General features: G+C 57.9%; 21 protein-coding genes. 3 read left to right on the top strand and 18 right to left on the bottom strand.

The window, feature by feature from the left end:
* Positions 1 to 275 precede the first annotated feature (275 nt).
* The 8 genes from msrA to METAL_RS05935 all read right to left on the bottom strand — a co-directional run bounded on the left by msrA (position 276) and on the right by METAL_RS05935 (position 7,606).
* Complete coding sequence (msrA, locus tag METAL_RS05970) at positions 276 to 1,304, bottom strand: peptide-methionine (S)-S-oxide reductase MsrA (protein ID WP_005370581.1); 1,029 nt, start codon at positions 1,302 to 1,304, stop codon at positions 276 to 278.
* Positions 1,305 to 1,501: 197 nt separating this feature from the next.
* The gene (locus METAL_RS05965) at positions 1,502 to 2,419 is read right to left on the bottom strand and encodes a LysR family transcriptional regulator (RefSeq protein ID WP_005370580.1); all 918 of its coding nucleotides are present in this window, start codon (positions 2,417 to 2,419) and stop codon (positions 1,502 to 1,504) included.
* A gap of 56 nt (positions 2,420 to 2,475) precedes the next feature.
* Positions 2,476 to 2,838 (bottom strand): ATP-binding cassette domain-containing protein, encoded by a 363-nt coding sequence (locus METAL_RS19845; protein ID WP_005370579.1) that lies wholly within the window; start codon positions 2,836 to 2,838, stop codon positions 2,476 to 2,478.
* Positions 2,838 to 3,266 (bottom strand): TOBE domain-containing protein, encoded by a 429-nt coding sequence (locus tag METAL_RS05955; protein ID WP_005370578.1) that lies wholly within the window; start codon positions 3,264 to 3,266, stop codon positions 2,838 to 2,840. The genes METAL_RS19845 and METAL_RS05955 overlap by 1 nt, the downstream gene beginning before the upstream one ends.
* A 17-nt stretch (positions 3,267 to 3,283) precedes the next feature.
* Positions 3,284 to 4,363, bottom strand: a complete 1,080-nt coding sequence (modC, locus tag METAL_RS05950; RefSeq protein WP_005370574.1) for a molybdenum ABC transporter ATP-binding protein — start codon at positions 4,361 to 4,363, stop codon at positions 3,284 to 3,286.
* Positions 4,360 to 5,046 (bottom strand): molybdate ABC transporter permease subunit, encoded by a 687-nt coding sequence (modB, locus tag METAL_RS05945; protein ID WP_005370572.1) that lies wholly within the window; start codon positions 5,044 to 5,046, stop codon positions 4,360 to 4,362. Before modB ends, modC begins: the two co-directional genes overlap by 4 nt.
* A 12-nt stretch (positions 5,047 to 5,058) precedes the next feature.
* The gene (gene modA / locus METAL_RS05940) at positions 5,059 to 5,829 is read right to left on the bottom strand and encodes a molybdate ABC transporter substrate-binding protein (protein ID WP_005370570.1); all 771 of its coding nucleotides are present in this window, start codon (positions 5,827 to 5,829) and stop codon (positions 5,059 to 5,061) included.
* Positions 5,830 to 6,103: 274 nt separating this feature from the next.
* Positions 6,104 to 7,606, bottom strand: a complete 1,503-nt coding sequence (locus METAL_RS05935) for an alginate export family protein (RefSeq protein ID WP_005370568.1) — start codon at positions 7,604 to 7,606, stop codon at positions 6,104 to 6,106.
* 193 nt (positions 7,607 to 7,799) lie between these two features.
* Here METAL_RS05935 and METAL_RS05930 point away from each other — a divergent pair, with 193 nt between their 5' ends.
* Complete coding sequence (locus METAL_RS05930; RefSeq protein ID WP_005370566.1) at positions 7,800 to 8,609, top strand: TOBE domain-containing protein; 810 nt, start codon at positions 7,800 to 7,802, stop codon at positions 8,607 to 8,609.
* 168 nt (positions 8,610 to 8,777) lie between these two features.
* Here METAL_RS05930 and METAL_RS05925 read toward each other — a convergent pair whose 3' ends face one another.
* The 3 genes from METAL_RS05925 to METAL_RS21810 form a co-directional block, all read right to left on the bottom strand.
* The gene (locus tag METAL_RS05925) at positions 8,778 to 10,562 is read right to left on the bottom strand and encodes an ankyrin repeat domain-containing protein (RefSeq protein ID WP_213069467.1); all 1,785 of its coding nucleotides are present in this window, start codon (positions 10,560 to 10,562) and stop codon (positions 8,778 to 8,780) included.
* The gene (locus tag METAL_RS19840) at positions 10,481 to 11,035 is read right to left on the bottom strand and encodes a hypothetical protein (RefSeq protein ID WP_213069466.1); all 555 of its coding nucleotides are present in this window, start codon (positions 11,033 to 11,035) and stop codon (positions 10,481 to 10,483) included. The genes METAL_RS05925 and METAL_RS19840 overlap by 82 nt, the downstream gene beginning before the upstream one ends.
* A 305-nt stretch (positions 11,036 to 11,340) precedes the next feature.
* The gene (locus METAL_RS21810; protein WP_281023979.1) at positions 11,341 to 11,475 is read right to left on the bottom strand and encodes a hypothetical protein; all 135 of its coding nucleotides are present in this window, start codon (positions 11,473 to 11,475) and stop codon (positions 11,341 to 11,343) included.
* Between the two features lie 103 nt (positions 11,476 to 11,578).
* On the opposite strand from METAL_RS21810, the gene METAL_RS05920 reads away from it, so the two are divergent.
* Complete coding sequence (locus METAL_RS05920) at positions 11,579 to 12,511, top strand: lytic transglycosylase domain-containing protein (protein WP_245549475.1); 933 nt, start codon at positions 11,579 to 11,581, stop codon at positions 12,509 to 12,511.
* 393 nt (positions 12,512 to 12,904) lie between these two features.
* Positions 12,905 to 13,069: a hypothetical protein gene (locus METAL_RS20530; protein ID WP_157203435.1), complete on the top strand. Its 165-nt coding sequence runs from the start codon at positions 12,905 to 12,907 to the stop codon at positions 13,067 to 13,069.
* Between the two features lie 68 nt (positions 13,070 to 13,137).
* Here the strand turns inward: METAL_RS20530 and METAL_RS05915 are convergent, their stop codons facing one another.
* The 7 genes from METAL_RS05915 to gshB are packed head-to-tail and all read right to left on the bottom strand — an operon-like array spanning position 13,138 to position 18,855.
* Positions 13,138 to 14,418: a dihydroorotase gene (locus METAL_RS05915; protein ID WP_005370561.1), complete on the bottom strand. Its 1,281-nt coding sequence runs from the start codon at positions 14,416 to 14,418 to the stop codon at positions 13,138 to 13,140.
* Positions 14,415 to 15,380: an aspartate carbamoyltransferase catalytic subunit gene (locus METAL_RS05910; RefSeq protein ID WP_005370559.1), complete on the bottom strand. Its 966-nt coding sequence runs from the start codon at positions 15,378 to 15,380 to the stop codon at positions 14,415 to 14,417. The genes METAL_RS05915 and METAL_RS05910 overlap by 4 nt, the downstream gene beginning before the upstream one ends.
* Before the next feature lie 3 nt (positions 15,381 to 15,383).
* Positions 15,384 to 15,902: a bifunctional pyr operon transcriptional regulator/uracil phosphoribosyltransferase PyrR gene (gene pyrR / locus METAL_RS05905; protein WP_005370550.1), complete on the bottom strand. Its 519-nt coding sequence runs from the start codon at positions 15,900 to 15,902 to the stop codon at positions 15,384 to 15,386.
* Positions 15,892 to 16,404 (bottom strand): Holliday junction resolvase RuvX, encoded by a 513-nt coding sequence (gene ruvX, locus METAL_RS05900; protein ID WP_005370548.1) that lies wholly within the window; start codon positions 16,402 to 16,404, stop codon positions 15,892 to 15,894. The genes pyrR and ruvX overlap by 11 nt, the downstream gene beginning before the upstream one ends.
* On the bottom strand, positions 16,397 to 16,960 hold the full coding sequence (locus tag METAL_RS05895; RefSeq protein WP_005370547.1) for a YqgE/AlgH family protein: 564 nt from the start codon (positions 16,958 to 16,960) through the stop codon (positions 16,397 to 16,399). The genes ruvX and METAL_RS05895 overlap by 8 nt, the downstream gene beginning before the upstream one ends.
* Positions 16,961 to 17,003: 43 nt before the next feature.
* Positions 17,004 to 17,921 (bottom strand): TonB family protein, encoded by a 918-nt coding sequence (locus METAL_RS05890; RefSeq protein WP_005370545.1) that lies wholly within the window; start codon positions 17,919 to 17,921, stop codon positions 17,004 to 17,006.
* A complete protein-coding gene (gene gshB, locus METAL_RS05885) occupies positions 17,908 to 18,855 on the bottom strand; it encodes a glutathione synthase (RefSeq protein WP_005370543.1) in 948 nt (315 codons plus the stop codon). Before gshB ends, METAL_RS05890 begins: the two co-directional genes overlap by 14 nt.
* Positions 18,856 to 18,878 lie beyond the last annotated feature (23 nt).

Genomic DNA, 18,878 nt, shown 5'->3' with positions numbered 1-18,878 from the left:
AGACCGCCGAAAACGGGTACAAGGCGGCGGCAAACAGAGCCTCGACGCTAATGAAATGCCTTCTCAAGCCATGTAAAAACATGATCCACACCCCCTCGAATCAAGCCATTGGACTCTATGGCCGGCTTATTGTTCAACGGACGCTCTGGCAGGAGCCCATAAATTAGGAAGCCAACGCGCTGACAGATTATGCCATCGAATGCAAAAAGCCTCGAATTTCCAAATCTCTCGAACGACTCGGAGACATGGAAACATCTTCTCCACTGGAACGCCGCCTACGTGCTTTTCCCCGCTTCGCTCAACCACCGCCAGAAATCCCCCGCCCCCCGATAACCGGTATAGCGGGCGACTTCCTGCCGGTCTCTGAACAGGACGATGGTGGGAGTGGCGAATAATTCCCCGTTCAGCTTCCAGCCTTCCGGAGGCGCCGTCAAATGGGTGGACACGATGGGAAGCGGATTTTTCCAGACCGCAAGCACTTCCTTGTCGAATTGCCGGCAATAGCCGCAATCGTCCGCTTCGAAGGCGATCAGCTGTTCCCCGACATTCAAGGCGACATTCTGCCAACCCTGACCGCCCTCCCCGGTTTCGGCCGCCTCATGCGGAACCGCGCCGCCGACGGCAGTCCGCGGATCGAGATAGGCCACGCCGATGCCTCCCAATCCGCAATAACCGAGCGGATTCTTTTCCAGATAGTCCTGATGGTAATCTTCGGCGGCGGCATAGTTCCTGAGCGGCGCAATTTCGGTCGTAATAGGCTTGGCGATACCCACCTTCTTCAGGCTCTGTTGATAGACTTCCCGTGTTTTCTCGGCCCACCGGCGTTCCTCGTCGGTACGGTAAAAGACGGCGCTGCGGTAATTGCTGCCGATGTCGTTGCCCTGGCGATTGCCCTGGGTCGGATTGTGGTTTTCCCAAAAATGGATCAGGACGCGTTCGAGGGTGGTCTGCCGTGGGTCGTAATAGACTTTAACCACTTCGGCATGGTTTTTGACGGGAGTGCCTTCTTCTATCGCCTTTTCGGTGTCGTGAAGCGTTTCGTAAACGGGGGAAGGCATATCGCCCCCGGCATAGCCGGCTTCGACGTCCAGCACGCCGGTCAGCGCCTGCATGCGCTTTTCGGCGCCCCAAAAGCACCCCATCCCCAACACGATATAGGGGGTATCCGGACCGACCGCCGCCTTGTTCAGAGAAGGATTGACGGTTTTACCCTCCAGCAGGTGCGGATTCAGCAGCCCGCCGGCCGCAACCGCCAAAACGCCCAGTATCAAAAAAGAGCAAGATGCGCGTTTTCGCCTGTTCACAGTCTCTCCTCCAAAAATCGGTTTATCGATAAAACGGCTGCGCGTCGTACGTTCAGTTAGAAACCTTACATCGGCATTTGTGCCGGGCGCGGAAAATTTATTTCCGGGAACACGCGGCCCGCGGCGGATCACCCCGGAGCGCAGGCCAAACCGCGCCGGTCGCACGGACCCGGCGATCGTCCGGTTTTATCACTCATTCATAACTTGCCGATTATCAACGAATCGAAGCAATGCTGCAAATTCAGTCCTTGGGCTATTTTCCAGGCGGCGTCCTGGATCGGGATGGGCAACTCCTGGCGGCGCATGACCAGGCCCACTTTCCGCGAAAGCTCGGGCGCCAGCGGCAGCGCGGCCACTTCCTGGCGCATTTCGAACTGGCTCAGCATGCTGTGCGGCACAATACTGTACAGGCCCGCGTTGCATACGTGCGCATACAGGGCGAAGATCGAATCGGTTTCCAGCATGATCTTCGGGGCGACCCCGGCCTGCCGGAAGGCGGCGTCGATCAGATGGCGGTTTTGCATGTTCGGCGTCAAGAGGCACAAGGGAAGCCCTTCGACGTCGTTCCAGCTCAAATGGCCTTCGAGCAGGCGGGAATCCGGCTTCCGGGCCAGCAGCACGTGCCGCTCGCGGTACAGCGGCAAAATCCGGAATCCTTTTAACCGGGGATCCTCCAGATAGGTCAGGCCCAGATCCAGCTCGAAGCCGTCGAGTTGCCGGATGAGTTCTTCGGCGCAGAGGGAGGTCAGTTTGACGGCGATGCCGGGATATTCGTCCTGGCAGGGCTTGGTCAGCAGCGGCGTGACGGCCAGCATCGTCGGGATGGCGCCCAGGCGCAGAACGCCGGTGAGCTGCCGGCGATACTGGACGGCGGCCTGGCGCATGCCCTCCCAGTTCTGGGCCAGAATGCGCGCCCACTGCAAGACTTTTTCGCCTTCCTCGGTAAAACCCTCGAAACGCTGTCCGCGCTTGATGATGGTGATGCCCAGTTCTTCTTCGAGATGCTGGATGGCGTTCGACAGGGCGGGCTGGGAAACATGGCTGAGCTCGGCCGCCCGGCCGAAATGTCGGGTTTTGGCGAGAGCGAGCAGATAATGGATTTGCCGGATGAACATCGGTAAGGGCCAAAAAGGGAGAAACTTCCTTGAAACAACATGATACCGCCCGGTCTTCAGCCGGGCGGCGAAAAGCCGTCGCCCGACGAGTCGTAACCCGCGCCGTCGATCTGCGCGGCCGCGCCGACCGGGCGCAGTTCGCGGGGCATCACGATGCCTCGGGTGCTGTCGGATAAAATCTTGCCGTTCAGAACGATGCGCCCGCTTTGGGGTTGCAGGGCGCCGGAAATCAAATCGAAAACCGCGCTTTTGCCGGCCCCGGATTTTCCGAACAGGCCGACGCAGGTTGCGCTGGCCGACAATTGCATCGACAAGCCGAAACGGCCGCGGCCCAGTGTTACGTTCATTTCCAGCAGCATGGCACCTTCCACGGTACGAACTGCGGCCGGGATCGAGCCGGTCCGCAGGCGATGGCTCATTATCCCGCGACCGCCAGAATCACCGATCCGGCTTTGAATACCGCCGTCACCGGCTGCCCCTGGCGTAAATCCAGCGCTTCGACGCTTTCGTTCGTGACCGTGGCGGCCACCGTTTCGCCGCCTTTCAATTCGATGTCCACCTCGCTGTTGATCGCGCCGAGCTTGACTTGAGTCACCGTTCCCTGGAGCTGGTTGCGCGCCGAAATGCGGTAGCCGCCGAAATCGGTGACGATGATCACGTGCGGCGCCTTGATCATCGCGATCACTTCCTTGCCGGCCTGGATAGCGAGCGATTCGGCCGATTCCTTGGTCACCGTGGCGACGAGAGTATCTCCGCCCTGCAATCGCACGAGAACTTCCGTATATACCGAACCCGGGCGAACTTCGCTGACGACTCCTTTGAACTGGTTGCGTGCACTGACTTTCATGATGAATCTCCCATGCGCTAATTTACAATGGATGTGCCTTTAATCTGCACATAAACGTGCCTGCCCACCTGCAAATCCAGTAACTGTCTGGATTTACAGGTGATATGCGCCAACAACGGCAGCGCACTGACTTCGAGCTTTACGATTGCCTGGCCGTTCAACCTGTCGGCTATGTCCGTGATCGTGGCGGGCAGCACGTTCAGAATGCTGGTCGCCCGCGGCGCTTCCAGGGAAATACTAACATCGCTGGCATAGATCTGTACCCTTACCGTGTCGCCGATAGCCGCCGCCACTATCGGCAGATGAAGCTCCGCGCCGCTAAAGCCGATCAGGGTCAAATGATAGTCGGCATCGTGTTCCACGACGCGCCCCTGCCAGACCATCAGAGCATGCTTGTCCTCCGCTATCGGCAGATCGATACGGCCCAACGTATCGGCGAGCGGGCCCGACGCCAGCACGCGGCCTGCGTCTATCGCCACCAGATGATCGGCCAACTGCGCGACTTCCTCCTGCGAATGCGTGACATACAAAACCGGAATGTCCAATTGCTGGCGCAAACGGATCAAAAACGGCAGGATCTCCTGCTTGAGTTTGAAATCCAGCGAAGCCATCGGCTCATCCATCAGCAGCAATTCCGGTTTGAGAACCAGCGCACGCGCAATGGCGACCCGTTGCCGTTCTCCCCCCGACAGCCGATCCGGCATTCGGTCCAGCAAGCGGTCGATCGCCAAAAGCTTTAAAGTCTTCCGCACATCGCCGCCGTTAAACGACCGGCCAACGCGCTTCAGGCCAAAGTTCAGGTTGTCGAATACCGTTAAATGCGGAAACAGATTGGCATCCTGGAACACATAACCGACCTGGCGTTGATAGGGCGGCAGGAAAATGGCCCGTTCGCTGTCCTGCCAGATCTTGCCGTTGACGCTCAGAAAACCCTGCGGCGGTTGCTCGAGCCCGGCAATGCAGCGCAGTAAAGTGGTCTTACCGGAGCCGGAAGGGCCGAACAGCACGCTGATGCCCGATCCGGGCAGATTCAGGTCGGCATCCAACTGAAACGCGCCGTAATCCAATTGAAAGCGGGTAAAGATGGTCTGGCTCATTTGATTGGATGAGAAACAGGAGGGTTTTTTAAAACGCTAAACAACAGCAGCAACACGGTAAAGCTGAAAGCCAGCAAGCCGCCGGCCAGCCAATGCGCCCGGCCGTATTCCAGCGCCTCGACGTGATTGTAGATTTGCACCGAAACCACCCGGGTTTTGCCGGGAATATTGCCGCCGATCATCAACACCACGCCGAATTCGCCGACCGTATGGGCGAAGCCGAGTATCGCGGCGGTTATAAAGCCCGGCTTCGCCAGCGGGGCCACGATGTGGAAAAAGGTATCCAGCGGCCCGGCACGCAGCGTGGCGGCGGCTTCCAGGGGCTGACGGCCGATCGCGGCAAAGGCCGTATGCAAGGGCTGCACCACGAACGGCAACGAATACAATACCGACGCGACGACGAGCCCCTTAAAGGTAAAGGGCAAGGGACCGAGGCCCAGTCCCGCCATCAGGGCGCCGATCGGCCCGTTCGGACCGAGCAGCACCAATAGATAAAAACCGAGCACGGTGGGCGGCAAAATCAGAGGCAACGCGATCAGGGCATTGACGATGCCCTTCCAGCGCGATCCGGTGCGCGCCAGCCACCAGGCCAGCGGGGTGCCGAGCAGCAACAGCAGGACGGTCGTCAGGCCGGCGACCTGAAAAGTCAGCCAAAGCGCCGAAATATCGTCATCGCTGAACATCGGTTGGAAAATTCAATCGGCCAAACTGTAACCGTATTTTTGGATGATCGCCCGCGCTTCGGCGGATTTGAGGAATTCGAGCAACGCGGGCGCCGCCGGATTTGCCGCGCCTTTATTCAGCAACACCGCATCCTGGCGAATCGGCGCATGAAGATTTTCAGGCACGGTCCAGGCGGAACCCTTGAGAATTTTGCCGTTCTCGATCACCTGCGACAGCGCGATGAAGCCCAGCTCCGCATTGCCGGTCGAGACGAACTGATAAGTTTGCGAAATGTTCTCGCCGAGCACGAACAAGGGCTGGAGTTTTTCGAAGAAACCCTTGTTCTTCAACACCTCGACGGCGGCCTCGCCGTAAGGCGCCAATTTGGGATCGGCCAGCGCCAGATGCTTGAAGCCGCCCTGTTCCAGGATGCGCCCCTGAGCGTCGACATAGCCCGGCTTGGCCGACCACAGCACCAGCTTGCCGACCGCATAGGTAAAGCGGCTGCCGGCTACGGCCAGCCCGGCCTTTTCCAGTTGTTCCGGTTTTTCGGCGTCGGCGGACAGAAACACTTCGAACGGCGCCCCGTTTTCGATCTGCGCGACGAATTTGCCCGAAGAACCGAACGACAGCTTGGCGCTGTGACCGGTCGCCTTTTCGAACGCTGCGGCGATTTCGGTCATCGGCTGGGCGAAATTGGAAGCGACCGCCGCTATCGTCGTGGCGGCAAGGGCCGGCTGGCAAACGACGACCGCGCAGCATAGCACGATCATCGAGAAGCGTGAGATGAAGGTAGCGAACATGGGCACTCCTAATGGTTTCGTCAAAAATAGCTTCCCCTTTGAAAAAAAGGGATTTCGTCAAAAACAACTTCCCCCCCTTTGAAAAAGGAGGAACTCGTCAAAAACACCTCCCCCTTTGAAAAAGGGGGATCGAGGGGGATTTAGTTTAGAAAATCTCCTCCGTCCCCTCTTTTTCAAAGAGGGGAGTGAATAATCTGCGTTTCCAATCACTCAACATTCGGGGAAATGATTTCCAACCCAATCCTAAGCATGATGAGCGGTTTATAACATATCCTTAAAACCGGAACAGGCTTTGCGCATAGAAATAATCGGTATCCCCGCTTTTCGGCGCATTAGGCGCATCTTCGGCAAAGGTGCCTTTGAACAGATGGGCCCAGCCGGTTTCCAGGTTCAGACTGCTGTTAACATCCCAGCGTGCCGACAGTTCCAACTGCTGGCCGACAAATCCGCCGGACCCGCCCGTCTGATCGCGCAATCCCGCCGCCGTCCAGCTATCCTTGTTTTCTGCCAGCCAGAAAAAACGGTGGCTGATAAAAGCTTGTACGGCCGGGTGCGGATTGAAGCTGACCCGGTAACCCGGCGTATTGATGTTACTGCGGGCAAAGGAGGCGTATATGCCCGTCGGCCCGAAATCGAAGCGCCGCGCGCCGTACAAAGTGTCGAACTGCTGGTCCTTTTTGTCTTTCGGATCGTGGTCGCCGCTCGCATAATCGTACTCGACCGCGAAGCGCGGCGTCCACGGCATCTCGAAGGTGTAGCCCGCGTCCAGATGCTGGAACCAGGCCGCATGGTCCAGATTTTCATTGGACGCCGTATTCGCCCGCACCGTGCCCCACTGGCCGATCGTTTCGGTTTGAAAATCGAAATGCCCTTTTTCAGGTTTGATATAAAAGCGCATGCCCGGCGTAAAATAGCGGCGGTTTCGGGTCGGATTGCGCTTACGGTCGCCTTCGTCGAGATGGTACAAGTACAGTTCGGCGTTGATCTTGGCGGGCAGATCGTACACTTCCAGAAAGCCGCCGGAAAACCATGCTTGCTCTTCCGGCTCGTCGAAACTGTGGAAATTGTCCAGCAATTGCTGTGAATTGTTCGGATAGCGCCCGACCGGTTTGGTCACGAAGGCGTTGAACTGCCAGTGGTTGTAATCGAGAACTCTCAGACGGAAACCGTCGAAACTGTTGAGCGTATTCCGGAACACGTTTCTGGCGACCAAACGGCGGCTGCCGAAGTTCAGGGTCTGCCGGCCGGCGATCGCCTCGACGCCCAGGCCGCTGTACATTACATTCTGGTCAGCCCAGGCCAGATAGCCCTGGATGAAATCGGCCTCGTCGACATGGGTATTGTTGATTCCGGAACCCTTGTCGGCCAGGAATTGGCGGGCGTCCAGAAATTCTCCGCCGACTCGCCATTGTCGAAAATGGGCTTCAACCCATAGATCGGCCTGCAGGGGGACCTGCTGGTCGCCGCCCTTGCAACCGGCCTTAAAGCAGCCGTCCAGCGTTTCGTAGCGGGTGCGCTGTTCCAGAGACACCGTCAGCCATTCGGGCAGGCCCAAGGCATCGTGCAGGTTCCAGACCGGTTTCTCGTATTTATACGAGCCCGACAAGGCATCCGGCATTTGGCTCGAAAAGACGGCGAAAGGCGGTTTGGTGTAGCTTTTTTCTTCCGCCGCATCGGCCAGTCCGGGACTGGAGATCATCGCGGCGGAAACGGCAACCGTTCCGATCGAACGGGTAAAAGTGGAAGCGATATTCGATTCATTTTGGGGATTTATCATAATAGCGGTCTGCCTTTTGTGAACGTCAAACGCCGTTCGTGTGGTAGTCGATTTCAGAAAAGGTTTTTCCCAAACAGTTACCGGTCTGAGATGGTGTTAGTATATATCGTTATATACCAAAGTAAATAACGTTGTTTGGCGACAAACCGTTTTTGCATAAGAAACATTCAAGCTATTTTTTCAAGGAAGTGACATGAATCCGAACGACAACGCGCCCTCCCGATGGATAGAAGGCGAATTACGGCTAGCGGGAATGCTGGATGCCCGCATGATGGAGCTCTTGAAGGCGATAGACCGGAGCGGATCGATCAATCAGGCCGCCAAACAAATGGGGCTGAGTTACAAGGGCGCCTGGCAAATGCTGGAACGGGCCAACAACGGCGCGCCGCAAACCCTGCTGACCACCGCCATCGGCGGCAGTAAGGGGGGCGGAACCGCATTGACGCCCGCGGGTAAGGCGTTGCTGGCCTTGTTTACCCGGCTGGAGCAAAAGCACAGGGATTTTATCGCCGAACTGAACCGAAGCCTGGCCGAAGACCCCGCTACGATACTTCTTCTTCAGCGCCTGGAGGTCAAAACCAGCACTCGCAACCAATTGTTCGGCCAAGTCACCGCAATCGACAGGGATGTCGCGGATGCCCGAATTACCGTGCGCCTGAAAGGCGGAGAAGAGGTGGTTTCGTCTTTCAGCACCGCTTCGCTCGACGCACTGGCGATCGGCATCGGCGCCGATGCGGTGCTGATGATCAACAGCGCCGACATCATGCTGTTGACCGATCCCGCCCTCGAACGGATTTCGGCCCGGAACCGCCTGCTCGGGAAGGTGATGCGGATCCGGCACGACATCGTGGATTCGGAAGTGATCGTTCTCTTGCCGAACGGCGAAATCCTGGCCGCGATGATTACCCAGCAAAGCCTGCGCAAACTGGCGCTAATGCCCGGCATGTCGGTCTGGGCGGTCTTCAAGGCCCACGCGCCGATCCTGGGCGTCAGGTCGTCGTAACGCCCGCGGTTCCCCGGCGATCTTAGCGAGTATACTGGCCAACCGCGTTTTGCCGGTGCCGGAAAGCCCGATCAGCAGAACGTTCGATTTGCCGATTTCGACTTTCTGTTCCGCATGGCCCAGCCGGACTTCCGGCTCTTGTGCTTCAGGCGCTTGGTTTGGAAACGCTTATTCGCTGCGCACGCCCTCCCTCTTTTCCGTCAGCAAATGCTTCAATTCGGCTTTGCGCTCCTGCATCCAGGTTTCGAGGATTTCGTTGTAATCCCGGTGCCACCAATCCTGTTTGGCATCGTGCCGGGGCGCCAGTTTGTCGATATTCAATAAGTCGTAAATATTGATCCACTCCCCTTCGACCCGGATCGCCAGGTTCGGGTTGAAAATGTAATGGCCGCGCATAACCCGGTAAAACAGCCTGCGGTTGTAACGGTCGTCTTTTTCGATTTCGTTTTTCGCCAGAATCGCGGACAAATAGGCACGCTGCTTGCGCCGCTCCGGCAAAATTCCGGCCGGGATGTGCGCGATCGCATCGATAAAGTCCTGCGTCGTGAACCCTTCGAGCCAGTAAACCATTTTTTTCGGCATGACCCGGTAAAACAGAGCGATCATCAGGTTCAGCAGAAAAAACTCCATGCTGCTTTTGTCGAGCTTGATCAGCCGGTGCTCGACCTGGATGCTCATGCTGGTCGGCTCCAACAGGTCGTAGATCGCGGCCAGTTTCTTTTTCGCATAGGTTTCGCCGCGTTCGGCCTGGGCGAGCGCGATCTGGAATGCGGTCAGGCCGTTGCCGTCGACTTTTTCGGGATCGGCCCCGACCTCGACCAACGCCTTCACGACTTCCGCGTTGCCGGTCCAGGCCGCCACCATCAACGGCGTCTGATTGAACACGTTACGGAAATCCGGGCCGTATTGATCGGTCTGCTTCAAGACCGCATCCGGCTTTTTGAATTGATAAGCCACATAATGCTTCTGTTTGAGCATCAGCAAGCCCTTATCCGGCTGTCTAGCCGGCTTGAAATCGGCGTGCAGCAGCGCATTCAAAATATTTAAATCCTCGTAGACCAAGGCATATTCGAACAGGGTCATCTTGGCGTTCTTGTCGTTCGCTTCCAGCGCTTTCCGTTTCAGTTCGGCCAGCGCTTCGCCGCTCAGCACTTGCCACGGCGGCGTTTTTTGCTTCAGGATTTCGCTGCGGATGCGGTCGGCCTGTTCCTGCTTGCCTTGCAGTTCCAGCTTGTGCGCTTCCAGGCGCCAGGCGTCCAGGCTCGAATTCTGATTCGCCAGCGTCAGGCTGGTGCGCACATCGCGCAGGCCGAGCAAATCGAGCAACGGCTGGCGGACGTTGCTTTCGATCCAGTACAGGTTCTTGATCGCGCGAGTCAGCGCGACGTACAGCGCGTTCACGTAAAACTTGTACACCTCCAGCGATTTGTCGGTCTTGTCCTTGCCGCGCGCGTATTTCAAGTCCTGCTCCAGGTCGGCCGCCGTGACACCCTTCGCGATTTCGCGGTAGCGGCTTTCTTCGAGCGTCAAAAAGTTGTACAGGATGATATTTTCGTATTCGAGCCCTTTCGCTTCCTGGATCATGAACACCAGCGGCGTCGAGAAATGGCGCGCCGCTTCCGGTTTTTGTTCGGCGTTCATCACGATCACCGCGAACAAAGTCGAAGTGCGCGTCTTGCTGTCGAGTTCGCGGCGAATGTCGGCCGAGTCTTCGAGCAGCAGCACTTCGCCTTCCATGTGGCCGTTGCTTTCGACCAGATAATGGCTTTCTTTGTCGATCGAGCCGAAGCGCTGGTTTTTGATCTTCAAAATCCGGTTCGCGATCTCGGTCACTTGCGGCGCGTTCCGGTAGTTCGTGTTCAAGATCCGGATCAGATCGCCTTCGCCGCGCAAATCTTCCTGCTTATAAAACAGGCTTTTGACTTTGGACCAGGAAAAGAAATTCGGATGCACGATCTGGTTCGAGTCGCCGCAGAGAAGCCGCTACCGGCCGAACCGATGATCACCAGCGGCGGCTGCACCTGATAGATCGCCTGCTGGTTGTCGTCGAACGAAATGATCTTGTCGAGCAGATTGAAGCGGTCGTGGTGCGGATTCAAATACGCGAGCGGCGCGCCTTCGATCTTCGCCGGATCGTCGATCGCCGGAATCTTGCTTTCGTCGATCGCGGCGGCGCGGCGCAGAAAACGCGAGTCTTCGTAGGCGTGCTGCTTGATGTATGCCAGGATCAGCGCATAAGCGTGCCCCTGATGCCGGTAAACCGAGAACAACAGCCGGTCGCTTTGATTCAGTCGGGCGCGGTACAGATTGTCGCCGACTTTTTTGACCTCGGCCGACTTGAAATCGTCGGCTTCGAGGTATTTGACCATTTTCGAGAATCCGGGAATCTGTTTGGGGTTCAGCTCGTTGTAAAGAAGAATCTGCATGAAAATCGAGTTGGCGAAGATTATTAAAAATAGGATGCCAGCAAACGGCAAGCTGCTGCGTAAAACGGTTTGCTAGAGTTTAAGGACATTGCCGAACTACTGGATGAACGTAGGGTACGCGGTGCGTACCTGATTTTAATCTACTCGAGCGTCAGAAAAAGGTATGCACCGCATACCCTACTTCAACAAGAAGGGGCTTTTTTGGTTAGACCTCCTTATGCCGGACAAAAAAAATTAACTGTTTCTCAAGCTCGGAATGAGCTAAGATAATTTTAAACCTTCGCAAAGCAAAACGACGCGCTTCGTCAAGCCGTTGTTTTGTTTCTTTCTCCGGCAAATTTTTCACCGTTCTTTTCACGCAAAATGAAGCGATTGATGATGCGGATGTGGCTTTCATCGGCGATCGCGATGGGGCTGAGCGCCTGCGGCGGCCAGACCATCGCCCTCCGTGAGGAACCTCGAATCCATACGCCCTCCCCCCTGGCAGTCCCTGCCGCTCCGCGAAAGCTCCATAAACCGGTAACGACTTACTCCGGCCTCTTCTTGAAACCTGGCGACCTGGAACCGGCGGTGGAGTTCTGGCGCAATGTCTATGTGAAGTGGCGGCGTTCGGAAGTGGTGCTTCATGACGACCGCCATCTGAACGTCATCTACGAAGTGATCAGATTGCCGGGTTACGTCGACGAAAGCCTGACCTCCGAGCAGAAAGACATCGTCAGCCGGCGCCGCAATTTCTGGAAGGCCCAACTGGCCGTCCTGGAAAGCAAAGTGCGCTACAACGCCCCGTTGAATGCCGGCGACCGCGAACTGATCGCCAGGCTGGAAAGCAGCGGCAGAACGCTCGCCATCCTCTTGAGCGGCGCCGCCGAACGGGTGCATGCGCAACGCGGGACGCGCGAACGCTTCAAACGCGGCATCGAGATCAGCGCAGGCTATGACCGGCGGTTCCGAAAGATATTCCGCGACGCCGGCCTGCCGGAAGACTTGGCTTATCTGCCTCATGTCGAATCCTCGTTTCAACCGGCGGCCCGCTCCTCTGCCGGCGCGGTCGGCATGTGGCAGTTCACCAAAGCCGCCGCAAAACGGTTCATGCCCGGCAGCCATCGCGCGGACCGGCGCCTCGATCCTTACGCTTCCGCGGTCGGCGCGGCCAATTACCTCGGCTACGCCTACGGCATGCTGGGGAACTGGCCCGCGGCGATTACTTCCTACAACCACGGCATTAACGGCATGAAGCGTGCGCAGAGCCAGTTCGGCCCCGACTTTGCTCGTATCGTGCAAAACTACGCAAGTCCTGCATTCGGCTTCGCCTCCCGCAACTATTATGCGCAATTCCTGGCGGCGCGCGAAATCGCCAGCGATCCGGCACAGTATTTTCCGGAAGAAGGAATGTATGCCGAGAAGAATGGCTTGCGGAATGTCAACGTGAACGGCAACACCCTGGCTCCTTTGAATGCAGCGGCGGCCGAAAAATAAACGGCTTTTTGAATTTGCCAGGGAATACCCCGGAAATCCTACGGGGCTCGCGGCCCAATGCCGTTACCGTGAAAATACCCAAGTAGATACTGTTATTCACGTCAAGCGTTATGAAGCGCAGCGTTGTAGGGCGTTTTCGCGATAGCAAAACGCCAACAGCCTTCAAAGCGCGGCGGATTGCCTGGCGGCGAATCCACCCTACAAGAGCCGTTGGGCTGAACGAAGGGAGGCGCACCGAGTACCGGGGTATCGTTCGCGATCGATGCGCCACCCAACATCGGCAACCGCTCCTGCGTTGCCCTATCTCCTGCATCCTGTCTGTTAAGTTAAAGAGATAAAATACTGTAGGCCGGATAAGCGTAGCCCCGAGGCGTTGCAAAGCTTGCTTTGCAAATGACCAAACCGATTGACCAAGCAAGAAAGCCGGAAACGACCGTCCTGGCCCTGCGCCTGCAGGATCGGACGATATTGCAGGAATACGGGATAAACATCGAAACCGGGCGCTCCGGCAAAGGCCGGAGTATCTGGCTCGTGATGAAGCCGATACGACTACCGTAAAACCAGGCTGATCGGATGAAGACACCGAAGACAAGCCTCATCGGTGCATCGGTCTTCCGGCCGCAACCCTAAGCCGGCGAATGGATCAACCGTCCAGCCTGCAGGGTATGAGTGACCCGGCCTTTCATCGTCTGCCCCCAGAACGGCGTATTGACGCCCTGGCTTTTCCAGTTGGCTTCATCGATTGTCCAGACTGAAGCCGGATCGAAGATGCAGACATCGGCCTGCAGGCCCGGCGTCAGCGCGCCGCGCCCGAGGCCCAGTATCTGCGCCGGCTTCGAGGTCAGCGCCGCGATGCCTTCGGACAGGGTCAGCGCACCGTCGTCGGCCAGTTTGAGCAACAGCGGCAGTACCGTTTCCAACGCGGAAATGCCCGGCTCGGTTTCCGGGAAGGCGCCGAGTTTGGCGTCGAGATCGTGCGGCTGATGATCCGAAACGATCGCGTCGATCGTGCCGGCCGCCAGGCCCGTCCGCAAATACTGCCTGTCGGCCTCGGTACGGAGCGGCGGCAGCACATGGTAGGCGCTGTCGAACGGGATCATGTCGTTTTCGGTCAGATGCAGCTGATGCATCGCCACGTCGGCGGTAACCCGCAAGCCGTCGTTCCTGGCCTGCCGGATCTTGAGCACCGAACGCTTGCAGCTGAGCTGCCCGAAATGGACCCGGCAGCCGGTCAGTTCGGCCAGTTCGAGGCACTGCGCCAGCGCGATCGTTTCGGCCGCCTCCGGTATGCTCGGCAGACCGTAGCGGGTCGCCAACACGCCTTCGTGCGCGCAGCCGTTGTTGCCGAGCCAGAAATCGTTGGGCCGAAACATCAGCAGCAAATCGTGGCTTGCCGCATATTCCATCGCCCGCCGCAGGATCAGCAGGTTTTTGACCGGCCGGTTCGCATGCCCGACCGCGATACAGCCGGCCCGCTGCAAAGACAGCATCGAGCTGAGTTCGGTCCCGTCGAGCTTTTGCGTCAGCGCGGCGATCGGATGGATCTGCGGATAGCCGGCTTTTTCGGCCAGTTCCCGTACCAGCTCCGCAACGGCCGGCGTATCGATCACCGGCACCGTATCCGGCTGCAGGCACAGGGTCGTAAAGCCGGCACTGGCCGCCGCGCGGGTTTCGCTCTTGAATGTTCCCTTGCGGCTTTGTCCCGGCTCGCGCAAACGGGCGCTCAGATCGATGAAGCCGGGACAGACGATTTGTCCGGCCGCGTCGAGGGTAAAGTCCGCGTCGAAACCGTCCGGCCTGGCGGCAACCGAAAGGATCTTGCCGTCCGCAATGTAAACGCCGCCGGTCCGGTCGATGCCGTTGGTCGGATCGACCAGGCGTCCGCCCGTAATCTGTATCTTGTTCATACGCTGACTCCGTGCGGATGCATCACCATCGCCATCACCGCCATCCGCACCGCGATACCGTTGCTGACCTGTTGCAATATCACCGACTGCGGGCCGTCGGCGACCTTCGAGTCGATCTCCACGCCGCGGTTGATCGGCCCCGGATGCATCACGATCGCATCGGGCTTCGCGTATTTCAATTTGTCCCCGGTCAGGCCGAAACATTTGAAATATTCGCTTTCGCTGGGCAGCAGGGCCGAACTCATCCTTTCTTTCTGCAGGCGCAGCATCATCACCACGTCCACATCGTTCAGACCGTTTTTCAGGTCGTGGAACACTTTCACGCCCAGCGTCTCGACATAGGCCGGCAGCAAAGTTTTGGGCGCAATCACCCGGACCTCGGCGGCGCCCAGCGTGTTCAGGGCGATGATTTCGGAACGGGCGACCCGCGAATGCAGGATGTCGCCGATGATCGCGACCTTCAGCGGCGCGAAATCTTTCTTGATCCGGCGAATCGTGAACATGTCCAGCATCGCCTGGGTCGGATGCGCATGCTGGCCGTCGCCGGCATTGATCACGCCGATGTGCGGCGCGGCCTGTTGGGCAATGAAATGAGCCGCGCCGCTCAGCGCATGGCGGACGACGAACATGTCGACGAACATCGCCTCCAGATTGCGAATCGTATCGAGCAGGCTTTCGCCTTTCGAAGTGGCCGAAGTCGCGATGTTGATGCTGAGCACGTCGGCCGACAGGCGCTTGGCCGCCAGTTCGAACGTGGTCCGGGTGCGCGTGCTGTTTTCGAAGAACAGGTTCACGATCGTCTTGCCGCGCAGGATCGGCACTTTCTTGACCTGCTGGTCGGACATGCCGGCGAACGACTCGGCCATGTCGAGAATTTCGGTCAACAGCGATTTGTCCAGCCCCTCGATTGTCAGAAAATGCTTCAGCTTGCCTTCCGGGGTCAGTTGCAGATTGCCGGCCATGAATCAAGCGGCTCCTTTGGCACACTCGATATGCACGCCCAACGGTTCGGGACCGGTCAGCTTGATGCGCTGGCCCGGATTCAGTTCGATCCGGCTCCCGACGCAATCCGGCGCGATCGGAATCTGCTTGCCGTCGCGCTTGATCAGCACCGCCAGCACGACCTGGTTCGGCCGTCCGTAATCGAAAATCTCGTTCAACGCCGCGCGAATGGTGCGGCCGGTGTAAAACACGTCGTCGACCAGAATGATGTCGCGGCCTTCGAGCTGAGTGGGCAACTGGTTCGGCTTCACCCTCGGGTTCATCCCGATCTGCGAAAAATCGTCGCGGTAGAAGGAAATGTCGAGGAGTCCCAAAGGCTCCTGAATGTGGAGTTTCCTGTGCAGGCGCTCGGCGATCCAGACGCCGCCGGTGCGTATCCCAACCATCAGGGGATTATTCAATTTACGGTCGGCAATAAGGGATTCAAGCTGGTCGGCCAGGCGGTCGATCAGCTCCGGGATATCGATATGGTTAGGATTCATTTTCTCGATGGCTATGGCTATTGAGCCAGGTTTGCAAAATAAGCTGCGCGGCCAGCTGGTCCTGGACTTCCCAGAGTTTCTTAGCCTTCACGCTCACCTCGTCGAACAGCAGCTGTTTCGCCTCGAAGGTCGACAAGGTTTCGTCCTGCCGGTAAACGGGCAGGCCGAAGCGGCCTTCCAGCTGCCGGCAGAATTTTAGCATGCGCGGCGTGACCGGATTGTCGCTTCCGTCCGCCTGCCGCGAAATGCCAACGACCAGCCCCACCGGATGCCATGCCCGGATCAGTTCGGCAATTCCCTGCCAGTTCGGCTGTTGGTTGGCCGCCCTGAGCGTCCGCAGCGGGCTTGCGGTCAGCGTGGCCGTTTGTCCGACCGCCACGCCGATCTTCTTGATGCCGAAGTCGAAGCCGAGAAAGGTATCGCCGGCGCTTTTCGATGCCAGCGGGTCCCTGCGTTCGGAAGTCTTCGTGTTGCCGGGAAGCCTGGATAAATCCTCAGCCATGTCCAGCCGGCATGGTCAGCTGGTTGATGTCGATGCCGATCTGCCCGGCCGCGGCCGTCCAGCGCATATTGATCGGCAGGTCGAATAAGACCTTGGTGCCGAACGGCGAATTGAGCCAGGCATTTTCCTTGATTTCCCTTTCCAACTGGCCTTCGCCCCAGCCGGCATAACCGAGCGCGACCAGATAGTGTTCCGGCCCTTCGCCGACCGCAATCGCCTCGATCACATCGCGCGAAGTGGTCAGCGAAATCGTATCGGAAACCGGCAGCGTCGCGTCCCACTGCCCACAGGCCGTATGCACGACGAAGCCGCGGTCCTGCTGCACCGGCCCGCCCGCGAAGATCGGCGCCTCGGCGGCCTCTTCGGAAGTCACGCGGATATCCATCTGCTTGAAGATTTCGCTGAGCTTCATTCCGGTCGAACGGTTGATCACGATGCCCAAAGCGCCTTCCTGATTATGCTGACACATGTAAGTGACGGTATGAAAAAAATTGGGATCGGCCAGATTCGGCATCGCGATGATGAATTGATTGTTCAAATAAGTTGCTTCGTTCATGGCTATCACTCATATCTAAGGTTACTGGACAAACCGCACCTGTTCAACGCGTCGTAATGCCCGACTCATCGGAGAATTTCCATACCCGGGTAATCACCAGCACACTCAACTCCTTCAACAAATCTTGGGGCAAAGGGGCGAAAGGGGCGCTCATCCGAACGATATTCTTGGCCGCTTCGTCCAGCTCCGGAATCCCCGAGGATTTGTTGATCCGGATGCTGTAGATGCTGCCGTCGGCATTGATGCCTACATCCATTGTCAAAGTAGCCGAAAAATTCCGTTTCGAAGCGACTTCGGGATAATTGCGGTTTCCCATCCTTTCGACCTTGTCTTCCCAGTCTTTCAGGTACTGCGCCGCCAGATATTTATGCGCACTGACCATGCTGACGAACTTGATCTTGCTTTGCTCGCCGCTCAGCTGGCTGTCGCGGATTTCGGTGCCCAGTTGAGTGATCTGTTCCTGCAGCGCCTCCGCCGTCAGAATCGGATGACGGCGCTGCTCGACGGCAGGCCGTTTCTCGGGCGCCGGTTGCACGTCCGCCTCGGCGGCTTTTTTCTCGGCCTTCTGCTGGGTCAAAACTTTTTTCTGGACCTTGGGCCTGGGATGACTCTGCTGCGGTTCCGGCTCGGCCCTTGCCAGATGCTTGCTTTGGGGGGTATTGCCCTCATTCGCGATTTTCCGGGCTTGCGGCTTCGGTTTGATGTCCTGTTGCCCGGCCCCGACCTGATTTTCCTGCGCCAACATTTTCGCCTGTTTGGGCGCTTTCCTGGCCGGCGTATCGACCAGCGTAATCTCGATCGAACGTTTGAATTCTTCGGGTTTCGGAGCCGAAAAATCAACCCCCAAAATAAGCAGGATATGCAGGGCCGCCGCGACGAACAAAAAAACCAGAATCGTATCGTTACCCGATGATACCGTGGGCGCGAACAAGGTGCGGCTCGTCATTTCAGGCGATTGCATTCTCGATATGGTCCATCAGCATGCCGGCGATATTCAGCCCGAATTCGCGGTCCAGCTCCTGCACGCAGGTCGGGCTGGTCACGTTGATTTCGGTCAGGGTGTCGCCGATCACGTCGATGCCGGCGAAAACCAGGCCTTTCTCCCGCAAAGTCGGACCCACCTGTCCGGCGATCCACCTATCGCGTTCGGTCAATGGCCGGCCCTCGGCGCGGCCGCCGGCCGCAAGATTGCCGCGCGTTTCGCCGGGCGCCGGAATCCGCGCCAGCGCATACGGCACCGCTTCGCCGTTGACCAGTAAAATGCGCTTGTCGCCGTCGACGATTTCGGGTAGGTATTTTTGCGCCATCACATAGCGGGTATTATATCGCGTCATCATTTCCAGTATCACGCTCAGGTTGGGGTCGCCCCGGCGCAAGCGAAATATGGAAGTGCCGCCCATGCCGTCCAGCGGTTTCAGAATAATTTCCTCCTGCTCGTACAGAAAATGGCGAATCCGTTCGGGCTCTCTCGCCACCAAGGTTTCGGCGCAGCATTGCGGAAACCAGGCCGTGAACAACTTCTCGTTCGCATCACGTAGCGATTGCGGTTTGTTCACGACATAGACCCCCAAATTTTCCGCACGTTCCAGCAGGTAGGTGGCATAGATGTACTCCTGGTCGAATGGCGGGTCCTTGCGCATCAGGATCACGTCGAGCTGGTCCAGCGGTATATCCCGTTCGAGATGGAATTCGAACCACCGCTGCGGATCCCGCTGCACGGTCAGCGTACGGGTTCGCGCATAAGCCCGGCCGTTGCGCAGGTAAAGATCGTTCAATTCCATGTAGTGAAGCTCCCAGCCCCTGGCCTGCGCTTCGAGCAGCATCGCAAAGCTGGTGTCTTTTTTGATATTGATCTTCTGGATGGAATCCATCACCATGCCGAGCTTGATAGACATCGTTTTCCTTGTTCGTTGGCTTG

The sequence above is a fragment of the Methylomicrobium album BG8 genome (genome assembly GCF_000214275.2).
Lineage (GTDB): Bacteria > Pseudomonadota > Gammaproteobacteria > Methylococcales > Methylomonadaceae > Methylomicrobium > Methylomicrobium agile.
This window is presented reverse-complemented; position numbering and strand designations above follow the sequence as displayed.